A 9,963-nucleotide genomic window follows, 5' to 3' on the forward strand; every position below is an offset into this window, starting at 1 on the left:
TTTTAAAAAAATATGTAACTATGCATAAAAGATACATTTTTTGGTGGATAATACAGTAGAATTACTGAATGTACTTTGCATATTGTTCTATTAATGGTATGATTGAAAAAGCAGAGCTAAATATGGTGTGTAGTGATGGTGGAGGTGTATGTTTGTGTCTGAATCTAGCGCAACAACAGAAATCTTAGTAAGATTACCAAAGCATTTGTTAACTGAATTGGACGGTTTCGTAAAGCAGGAAAATGTGAATCGTAGTGAATTTATTTATCAAGCGACTAAAATGTATCTTCGTGAACGGAAAAAGAGACATATCCGGGAATCCATGAGACGAGGTTATATGGAAATGGCGAAATTAAATTTGTCTATTGCATCAGAAAGCTTTTTGGCAGAATATGAGGCAGAGCATACAGTTGAACGTCTTGTAAGCGGAGGGTAATCCTTTGATTGTTAAACGTGGTGACGTTTACTTTGCAGACCTATCCCCAGTTGTTGGCTCAGAGCAAGGCGGTGTCCGTCCTGTACTTGTCATTCAAAACGACATCGGGAATCGGTTCAGTCCCACAGTCATTATAGCAGCAATTACGGCTCAGATACAGAAAGCGAAATTGCCGACACATGTGGAAATTGACGCGAAACGATATGGTTTTGAAAGAGATTCCGTAATTCTTTTAGAACAAATTCGCACAATAGATAAACAAAGGCTAACGGACAAAATCACTCATCTCGATGATGAAATGATGGAAAAAGTGGATGAAGCCTTACAGATAAGTTTAGGTCTCATAGAATTCTAAAAAACATGGAGCGCTTCTTAGTGGAGCGCTTTTTTTTATTATCTATGCACAAGAAGCAAGTAGTATAAATTCTACTTGCTTTTTTTATTTAGCCTGAAATATTCTTTTGTAATCGTGTAAATAATGGAAGTTTTTTTAGATGTCTTATAAAAAATGGTTTATGATAGACGGAAAAAGGGTATATAAAAAAGTCATAGAACAATTCTTTGCAAGTAAACAAAGATTTTTATATAAAGAGCAATCATAAAATAAATTATGTTTTTAATATGGTAAAATGGAGGCAGGCCATGCAAAAGGAATTTTTGACCTATATTCAGAATCATCGTGAAGATATTATAGCTAGTTGGCTACAGCGTATTGACGAGAAGACAGCGGAGATGGCTAAAAAGTTAGAAGAAGATCATTTGATTTCTTCGGCTGCACAAGAATATATTGATCTACTTATCAACGAATCGCTTGGCTTGATGGATGATTCCGATAATCAACTAATTGTATTTATTGAAAAAGCGGTTAGTTTAAATTGGCATTTAAACATGTTAGTAACAGGTTTGCAAATCTTTGAAGAAATTATTTTTCAAGGAATGGAAAAGGAAAAAGCCTTTTATGATAATAAACAATTACAATATGTAGAAAATTTCCATAGTTGGCTGCATCCTTTATGCAACAAAATTATTCGAATGTATTCAAATGTTTGGGAACGAACGGTTTCTATACAAAAAGTTGCTTTGCAAGAATTATCTGCGCCGTTAATTCCAGTTTTTGAGGGCATAACAATTATGCCATTAGTGGGTACGATAGATACACAAAGAGCAAAACAGATTATGGAAAATTTACTGAATGGTGTTGTAAAGCATAGATCAGAAGTTGTGTTAATAGATATAACAGGTGTCCCTGTGGTGGATACGATGGTTGCACACCATATTATCCAAGCGACTAATGCGGTGCGATTAGTGGGAACAAAAAGCATGATTGTTGGCATAAGGCCAGAAATTGCTCAAACAATTGTAAACCTAGGCATAAATTTAGATCAGTTTGAAACAAAAAACACACTGAAAAAAGGGATGGAAAGTGCGTTGGAATATACAAATAGAAAGTTGGTTGGATTGGGGTGAATAAAGTGAGAATACCAATTTTAAAACTTCATGATTGTTTGCTTGTCTCTATTCAATGGGAATTGGACGATCAGACAGCGTTGAAATTTCAAGAAGACTTATTAAATAAAATACATGAAACAAGTGCAAATGGTGTGGTAATCGATTTAACATCTATTGATTTTATTGACTCCTTTATTGCGAAAGTCTTAGGAGATGTCATTGGTATGTCTAAACTAATGGGAGCAAAGGTTGTATTAACAGGAATTCAGCCAGCGGTTGCTATTACCTTAGTTGAACTTGGCATTAGCTTGGATGATGTATTAACAGCCTTAGATTTGGAAAAAGGTCTGGAGAAATTACAACAGGAATTGGGGGATTGACCGATGGGACACCAATCCTGTGTAAAAATTGTAAATGAATGGGATATAGTTGCAGCACGACAGTTGGGAAGAAACGTTGCAAAAGAACTAGGATTCGGTACAGTTGATCAGGCGCGAATTACTACAGCAATAAGCGAATTAGCAAGAAATATATACTTGTATGCTGGGCAAGGACAAATATGTATAGAGAAACTAATGGAAAATGGAAAAGTCGGTTTAAAGCTAAGTGCGGTAGACAGCGGGCCGGGAATTAAAGATTTAAGGCAAGTTATGCAAGATGGATTTTCGACATCCGGTGGTTTAGGTGCTGGACTGCCTGGTGTTAAACGATTAATGGATGAATTTAATATCGAAACTTCTGTGGGTGTCGGGACAGATATAAAGGCAATAAAATGGCTCAGATAGGGGGGGAATAGATGGATTTCCGAGAAATGATGGATTCTAAGTATCGGGATCTTCTAGTGAGTTATATCAAGGATGAATCTGAACAAGCTCTTTACCAGGGGCAGAAGTTTAGCAGGAAATCAATTGAGCATAAGGTGTCACCGGAAGATATTATCAGTTTACATAAAAACTTAATAGTGGATTTATATCCGGATATCCCAGAATATGTAATAAAATCCTTCGACATTTTACTGGAGGTAATGATTGGTTATGGACTTGCTTACCGAGAACACCAGAGCTTACGCCATGTACAGCAAGAATTGAGAAGCGAAATGGAAATAGCTTCCAATGTGCAACAAACGCTTTTAAGCACGGAAATTCCTAATGTAAAAGAACTGGATATTGGTGCAATAAGTGTCCCGGCAAAAATGATGAATGGCGATTATTTTCATTTTGTTCAAGATGAGGCTCAAACAGTTAGTATTGCAATAGCTGATGTAATTGGAAAAGGGATTCCAGCTGCGCTGTGTATGTCCATGATAAAATATGCGATGGATAGTCTGCCGGAAAACAGGAAGTTTCCAAGCAATGTGTTGGAAAATTTAAATCGTGTGGTGGAGCAAAATGTAGATCCAAGCATGTTTATTACCATGTTTTATGGAATGTATGATATTCAGTCACATACATTTCATTATTCTTCTGCAGGACATGAGCCTGGCTTATTTTATGATGCAGCATCAGGTGAATTCAGTGAGTTGGTTGCAAAAGGGTTATTATTGGGTGTGGATCAAAAAACAAAATATGAACAAGTCATGCAACATATAAATACAGGGGATATGATTATTCTTATGTCTGATGGTGTGACAGAATGCAGAACAGAAGAGGGGTTCATTGAAAAAGAGAAGTTAATTGGCTATATAAAAAAATATATGCATTTAAATGCTCAAGAAATCGTGCAAAATATTTATAAGGAATTGGAAAAAGTCCAAGATTTTCAGCTTCGAGATGACTTTACATTAATTATTTTTAAAAGAGAGGTTTAATCAGTTTACATAGTGGGTATTGAACATAGACGTACGTAAGAAGGGGAAAGGTGGGACGTGTATGAATATAATAATAGATGTGAAAGAACAAGAATTAAATATAGAAGTAAAGGTATGTGGGGAAATAGATGCATATACTGCTCCAAAGCTAAAAGAAAGGATTTATAGTTACTCTGAAAAACAGAGCATTAAGATGGTTGTAGACTTATCAGATGTAAACTATATGGACAGTACTGGTTTAGGTGTATTTGTTGGAGTCTTTAAGAATATTCGTGCTAATAATGGGGAATTAAAGTTGATCAATTTATCAGATCGCTTAAAAAGACTTTTTGAAATTACGGGATTAGCAGATATTATTGATATTACTAGTAAGATAGAAGGTGGAATTTAATGAGCCAGCATTTTGAATACATCGAAATGAAAATTCCGTCTAAACCAGAATATGTAGGCATAATTCGTTTGACTTTATCTGGAATTGCTAGCCGAATGGGTTTTAGCTATGATGAAATTGAAGATTTAAAAATAGCTACAAGCGAGGCATGTACTAATGCTGTACAACATGCTTATAAAAATCGCGAAGCTGGGGAAGTTTTAATTGGTTTTCGATTATTTAGTGATCGATTAGAAGTAATGGTATCAGATGATGGCAAAAGCTTCGACTTTGATTCTACTATTAAAGAGCTAGGTCCGTATGAACAGGATGAGTCTATTGAGTTCCTACGTGAAGGCGGATTAGGTTTATATTTAATTGAAACATTAATGGATGAGGTTAAAATTTATCATAATGACGGTGTAACTGTCTCTATGACGAAATACCTTGAAGGAGAGCGGGTGGAGAGGGATGCAGAAACAATCTCAACCTAAGCACCAATTAACCAGAGAAGAAGTTCATGAGTTAATTAAAGCATACCAATTAAACCAAGATGAAACAGCACAAGATAAACTAGTCAAAAATTACCGTCGTTTAGTCGAAACGCTTGCTCGAAAATACTCTAAAGGAAGAATGTTTCATGAAGATATTAGCCAGGTAGGGGTTATTGGGCTATTAGGAGCGATAAGGCGATATGACGAGAGTTTTGGAAAAAGTTTTGAGGCCTTTGCGGTACCAACGATAATTGGAGAAATTAAACGTTTTCTGCGTGATAAAACATGGAGTGTACATGTTCCAAGAAGAATTAAAGAATTAGGCCCGAAAATCAAGAAAACGGTAGAAGAGTTAACAACGGAATTACAGCGTTCTCCTCGTGTAGATGAAATTGCAGATTATATCAATGTCTCAGAAGAAGAAGTGCTTGAAGCAATGGAAATGGGAAAAAGTTATCAAGCATTGTCGGTCGATCATTCTATTGAAGCGGATTCAGAAGGTGGAACGGTAACACTTTTAGATATTGTAGGAGATGTGGATAAAGGCTTTGAACGGGTAAATCAAAAGCTAGTATTAGAGAAGGTTCTTCATGTATTAACAGAAAGAGAAAGAAGTATTATTCAATATACTTATTTAGATAATATGAGTCAAAAAGACGCTGGAGATAAGTTGGGCATCTCGCAAATGCATGTGTCTCGGCTACAGCGAAGAGCTATAAAAAAACTGCAAGAAGCTATACATGCGGAAGCAAATAATTCGGAGATTATTTTATGACAACCTTAATAAATAATAATGTCCACGTACTTGCACATCAAACGATAAAAAAGGGAAAATTGCTTTGCGGAGATAGCTACTTTTTCACATCAACCGATCAATACTTTATATGTGTATTAGCAGATGGGCTTGGAAGTGGTGAATTTGCTAATGAAGCATCAGTTGCTGTGATTAATGTTATTGAGGAGTTTCATGGTGCCCCAGTAGAGGAATTGATGGAGCTTTGTAATAAAGTTTTAGTGAAAAAAAGAGGCGCGGCTGTTTGTGTTTTTAAAGTGGATTATGAGTCCAAGAACGTTATCTATAGCAGTGTAGGCAATATTAGATTCTTTTTATATTCTCCTACTGGCAAATTAACTTATCCATTACCGGTTACTGGTTATTTGTCAGGCAGACCTCAAACTTACCATACTCAATGTTTTACATATGAAGCAAACTCCAAATTCCTTGTTTTTTCTGATGGATTTAACATACAAGGAGTAAAGGCGTTGCTCAAAGGTTATATTCCCATTGAAACAATTGCTGATACTATTATAACGAAATATAAAAATAATGATGATGATTCTACCTTCATTCTTGGAAGCTTGCTCTAAAAAGTAAGCTTTTTCTTTTTGTCTTTATTAATAAACTAGATGAGTTTGATACAATAATAGGGAAGCGCGAGTTTACGATTTATTATTTTAGTTGGTTAGAAATTGGAAAAGTTTAAAGCGAAAGTGTAATGTAATAGAATAAAGACTATGAAAGGGTGGGAAAGGCTATTATGGAGAAGGTATTAGAAAAAAAACAAGAATATTTAACTATTATTGCAAATGAGCTAGCTATTAGCGCAAAGCAAGTAAAAAATGTTATTTCATTATTAGATGAAGGAAATACAGTTCCATTTATTGCCCGTTATCGTAAAGAGCAAACTAGCGCTTTAGATGAAGTGCAAATAAAAGCAATTATGGATCGTTATCACTATATACAAAATTTAGAGCAGAGAAAAGAAGAAGTAATTAGACTTATAGAAGAACAAGGGAAATTAACAGATGATTTACATAAAAGTATTTTAAAATCAATTAAATTGCAAGAAGTAGAAGATCTTTATCGTCCTTATAAACAGAAAAGACGAACAAAGGCTACTATTGCTAAAGAAAAAGGGTTGGAACCTTTTGCTGATTGGCTACTAGAAAACAAAGTTATATCATCAATAAAAGAGGAAGCCCAAAAGTATATTTCAGAAGAAAAGAAACTATTATCAGTAGAAGAAGTTATCGATGGCAGTAGAGATATTATAGCAGAACGTGTTTCCGATAACGCGGAAAGCAGAAAATGGATTCGCAATAAAACATTTTCTTTAGGAATTATTTCTTCACAAGTGAAGGATAGAGAAAAAGATGAAAAAAATATATATGAAATGTATTACGAATATGATGAACCAGTGAATAAGGTTGTGCCACATCGAACGTTAGCGCTAAATCGCGGAGAAAAGGAAGATATCTTAAAGGTAGCGATTAAGGTTCCTAGTGAAACAATTATACAGTATTTAGAGAAAAAATGGATTTCTAAAGAGGGAGCGCAATCCTATGTAATTATTAAGGAAGCTATTGAAGACGGCTATAAACGATTAATACAGCCCTCCATTGAAAGAGAAATTCGGAGTGAATTAACAGAAAAAGCTGAGGAACAGGCCATTCATATTTTTTCAGAGAATTTGAGGAACTTGCTTTTGCAGCCGCCGTTAAAAGGAAAGATGGTTTTAGGTGTTGATCCTGCTTATCGAACAGGTTGTAAATTAGCTGTTGTAGATGAAACAGGAAAAGTATTAGAGATAGGTGTTATATACCCTCATGCTCCTGTCTCTAAAACAAAAGATGCGTCTATTGCTTTTCAAAATCTGCTGCAAAAATATCAAATTGAAATGGTTGCGGTAGGCAATGGTACAGCATCAAGGGAAACAGAACAATTCGTAGTGGATATGATTAAACAGCAAAATAGGGAGATCTTCTATTTAATTGTAAACGAAGCTGGGGCAAGTGTTTACTCTGCTTCTGAAATTGCAAGGGAAGAGTTTCCAAATTTCCAAGTAGAAGAAAGAAGTGCTGTCTCTATTGCTAGAAGACTTCAAGACCCGTTAGCTGAATTAGTAAAAATTGATCCGAAATCTGTTGGTGTGGGTCAATACCAACATGATGTGTCACAAAAAAAGTTATCAGAATCTCTAACTTTTGTAGTTGAAACAACGGTAAATAAAGTTGGGGTGAATGTTAATACAGCATCCCCTTCTCTTTTGCAATATGTAGCAGGATTATCTAAGGCGGTTGCAAATAATATTGTAAAAAAGAGGGAAGAAGAAGGGAAATTTATCAGCCGCAAACAACTAAAGAAAATCCCAAGACTTGGGGCGAAAACATATGAACAGGCAATAGGATTTTTGCGTGTGCTCGATGGCGAAGAGCCATTAGATAGAACGGGAATTCATCCGGAAAACTATGAAGAAGTAAAAAATCTATTGAAAAAGTTGGGATCGTCATCTAATGATATTGGTACAAGAGAATTAAAAGAGGCTCTTGCAGCTATCGATTTAAAATCAGCTTCAGAAGAATTAGGTATTGGTGAATTAACACTTAAAGATATAGTAGATGCACTAGTTCGTCCTTCAAGAGACCCTCGTGATGAAGTTCCAGCACCATTATTAAGAAAAGACGTGCTTAAACTAGAAGATCTACAAAAAGGAATGGAACTGCAAGGAACGGTTCGTAATGTTGTTGATTTCGGTGCATTTGTTGATATTGGGGTAAAACAAGATGGACTCGTTCATATTTCGAAGTTAAGTAATAAATTTGTGAAGCACCCTTTAGACATTGTTAGTGTTGGAGATGTAGTAACTGTCTGGGTCGATGGAGTCGATCATAATAAAGGAAGAGTGTCTCTTACTATGCTTCAGCCTAGTGAACAATTGTAATTAAGAAAGTTAAAGTTGTCTCCAGTAAAGTGAAACTTCAATCAGTGGGGGGCTATCCCCCACCTAGATTTTTTGTTTTCTCTTATAGCCTTGAGGTGTGGGTCAAAAGTCTGCTAATGAGTGGTAAAATGCAGAAGGTGAGATATTATTGGAGACAACGATCATTTATTGCCTTTTTTTCCATAAATAATATTTGAGATTATTTAAGAGGAGTGTTTATTTCTATAATAGTACCAACATTGATTCAGTATCTTTATTTGGTATCTGTCTTTTTCATAGAAAGCTCTTTTAATTTGATTTTGCAGCCAACTAGGCATTAGTCATCCTCCTTTATAAATAGTAAATTTGCTAAAGGGAATTACTGTTAGATAAGCAACTGATTTCATAGTTGATTTTTAGTTGGATTATTTTACTTTAGGATTTATTCCTATCCATGACAGATAGACCAACTTCTTAAGATACAGAGAGAAAATTAGTTGCTAAAGATTAGTTTTTAACTAACTGTTAGGGGGATACAGCAATCCCCCCTGATGGTTAGTTTTTTTATGTCCTATTTGTTTAAGGTTAAAAAAATGAATAGATAGGCAAAATTCATGAATCAAGCCGAGTGAAAATAGACGACGCTGCTTTTAGGATGGTATAAAATGATGTATTGAAGAAATAAGCGGCGGATTTAATAATAGGCAGATAAAAAAGTAGTGTGTTTTTATTCATGTATAAATAATAAAGGATTATTGCTGTTTGATTGACAGTTATAAGTGAAGCGAAAACGATTTTTCTATAAAAACTCTTAGTGGTCAGTTGCTGTTTGTAAAAGCTTCATTCGTAAAGCTGTTTTTATAAAGTGTATTATATTGAGGTTGAGCAAGATAAAATAAAGAATAATACTATTCAAATATTAATATATGCTGATATGGTTTGTCTTGTTTAGGAGGAGAAGTATGACAGATAAAGAGCTGCAACTGCTTGTCGAGGATATTTCTAGGGAACATTTTGGGGTAGAGTTTTTACATTATGCAATGTTTAATGCCAGGCTGAGAACGACCGGCGGAAGATATCTATTAAAGAGCCATAATATAGAAATAAATAAAACATATTTGGATGAGTTTGGTATGAATGAACTGATTGGTATTATTAAACATGAGTTATGTCATTATCATCTTCATTTGAGAAATATGGGATATCAGCATCGGGATAAGGATTTTAAACAATTACTGGAAAAAGTAGGTGCTCCCCGCTACTGTTCTCATTTACCACAAAAGCAACTGTCCAAAACAAAAAAAGTAATCATTTATAAATGTCAGTCATGCTTTCAGCTTTTTTATAGGAGCAAAAGGGTCAATACAGAAAAGTATGTTTGCGGTAAATGCAGAGGGAAGTTAAGTCTATATGATATAAAAATGATTTGACTTATTTATTTATTTGACAATGTGATAGGTCCGAAAGAAGGTTAGTATTTCTCTATATAAATAGATGCGCGATGTTTCTATTTTATGCAAAGGAAGAGAGGTTCTGACTTGTTTTATAATGAATAAATTTAGCCTTTAAAGAAATGAATATTTTTTTTGAAAGTATGTTGACTTTTTTATGAGAGATGCCTATAATAATAAGAGTCGACAAAAGCGCTAGATGAAATGCTTTGAATGTTCGATGGACAAATTCTATTATTCCGCAGTAGCTCAGTG

General features: G+C 34.7%; 14 protein-coding genes. 12 read left to right on the forward strand and 2 right to left on the reverse strand.

Annotation, left to right across the window (positions count from 1 at the left end):
- Window positions 1-154 precede the first annotated feature (154 nt).
- The 11 genes from CWS01_RS10730 (at window position 155) to CWS01_RS10780 (ending at window position 8,278) form a co-directional block, all read left to right on the forward strand.
- Complete coding sequence (locus CWS01_RS10730; RefSeq protein ID WP_101177210.1) at window positions 155-436, forward strand: CopG family ribbon-helix-helix protein; 282 nt, start codon at window positions 155-157, stop codon at window positions 434-436.
- Between the two features lie 4 nt (window positions 437-440).
- On the forward strand, window positions 441-791 hold the full coding sequence (ndoA, locus tag CWS01_RS10735; protein WP_019156408.1) for a type II toxin-antitoxin system endoribonuclease NdoA: 351 nt from the start codon (window positions 441-443) through the stop codon (window positions 789-791).
- Between the two features lie 287 nt (window positions 792-1,078).
- Window positions 1,079-1,903, forward strand: a complete 825-nt coding sequence (locus CWS01_RS10740; protein ID WP_101177197.1) for an STAS domain-containing protein — start codon at window positions 1,079-1,081, stop codon at window positions 1,901-1,903.
- A gap of 5 nt (window positions 1,904-1,908) precedes the next feature.
- On the forward strand, window positions 1,909-2,265 hold the full coding sequence (locus CWS01_RS10745) for an STAS domain-containing protein (protein WP_101177198.1): 357 nt from the start codon (window positions 1,909-1,911) through the stop codon (window positions 2,263-2,265).
- Window positions 2,266-2,268: 3 nt separating this feature from the next.
- Window positions 2,269-2,670 (forward strand): anti-sigma regulatory factor, encoded by a 402-nt coding sequence (locus CWS01_RS10750; protein WP_101177199.1) that lies wholly within the window; start codon window positions 2,269-2,271, stop codon window positions 2,668-2,670.
- 11 nt (window positions 2,671-2,681) lie between these two features.
- Window positions 2,682-3,692: a PP2C family protein-serine/threonine phosphatase gene (locus CWS01_RS10755; protein ID WP_101177200.1), complete on the forward strand. Its 1,011-nt coding sequence runs from the start codon at window positions 2,682-2,684 to the stop codon at window positions 3,690-3,692.
- 61 nt (window positions 3,693-3,753) lie between these two features.
- Complete coding sequence (locus tag CWS01_RS10760) at window positions 3,754-4,083, forward strand: anti-sigma factor antagonist (protein ID WP_101177201.1); 330 nt, start codon at window positions 3,754-3,756, stop codon at window positions 4,081-4,083.
- Window positions 4,083-4,556 carry an anti-sigma B factor RsbW gene (gene rsbW / locus CWS01_RS10765; RefSeq protein ID WP_101177202.1) on the forward strand — a complete coding sequence of 158 codons (474 nt, stop codon included), beginning with the start codon at window positions 4,083-4,085 and terminating at the stop codon, window positions 4,554-4,556. Before CWS01_RS10760 ends, rsbW begins: the two co-directional genes overlap by 1 nt.
- Entirely contained in the window at window positions 4,534-5,331 is a 798-nt protein-coding gene (gene sigB / locus CWS01_RS10770) for an RNA polymerase sigma factor SigB (protein ID WP_101177203.1), read from the forward strand. The genes rsbW and sigB overlap by 23 nt, the downstream gene beginning before the upstream one ends.
- Window positions 5,328-5,924, forward strand: a complete 597-nt coding sequence (locus CWS01_RS10775) for a PP2C family serine/threonine-protein phosphatase (RefSeq protein ID WP_101177204.1) — start codon at window positions 5,328-5,330, stop codon at window positions 5,922-5,924. The genes sigB and CWS01_RS10775 overlap by 4 nt, the downstream gene beginning before the upstream one ends.
- 170 nt (window positions 5,925-6,094) lie before the next feature.
- Complete coding sequence (locus CWS01_RS10780; protein ID WP_101177205.1) at window positions 6,095-8,278, forward strand: Tex family protein; 2,184 nt, start codon at window positions 6,095-6,097, stop codon at window positions 8,276-8,278.
- 203 nt (window positions 8,279-8,481) lie between these two features.
- Here CWS01_RS10780 and cmpA read toward each other — a convergent pair whose 3' ends face one another.
- Window positions 8,482-8,595, reverse strand: a complete 114-nt coding sequence (gene cmpA / locus CWS01_RS10785; RefSeq protein ID WP_101177206.1) for a cortex morphogenetic protein CmpA — start codon at window positions 8,593-8,595, stop codon at window positions 8,482-8,484.
- Window positions 8,596-9,219: 624 nt separating this feature from the next.
- On the opposite strand from cmpA, the gene CWS01_RS10790 reads away from it, so the two are divergent.
- Window positions 9,220-9,687 carry a SprT family protein gene (locus CWS01_RS10790; RefSeq protein ID WP_101177207.1) on the forward strand — a complete coding sequence of 156 codons (468 nt, stop codon included), beginning with the start codon at window positions 9,220-9,222 and terminating at the stop codon, window positions 9,685-9,687.
- An 82-nt stretch (window positions 9,688-9,769) separates the two neighbouring features.
- Here the strand turns inward: CWS01_RS10790 and CWS01_RS22795 are convergent.
- A partial coding sequence (locus CWS01_RS22795) for a hypothetical protein (RefSeq protein WP_205161147.1) occupies window positions 9,770-9,963 on the reverse strand: 194 nt, incomplete at its 5' end.

Origin of the sequence: Niallia nealsonii (genome assembly GCF_002835805.1) — a bacterium.
GTDB classification, from domain to species: Bacteria; Bacillota; Bacilli; order Bacillales; family Cytobacillaceae; genus Niallia; species Niallia nealsonii.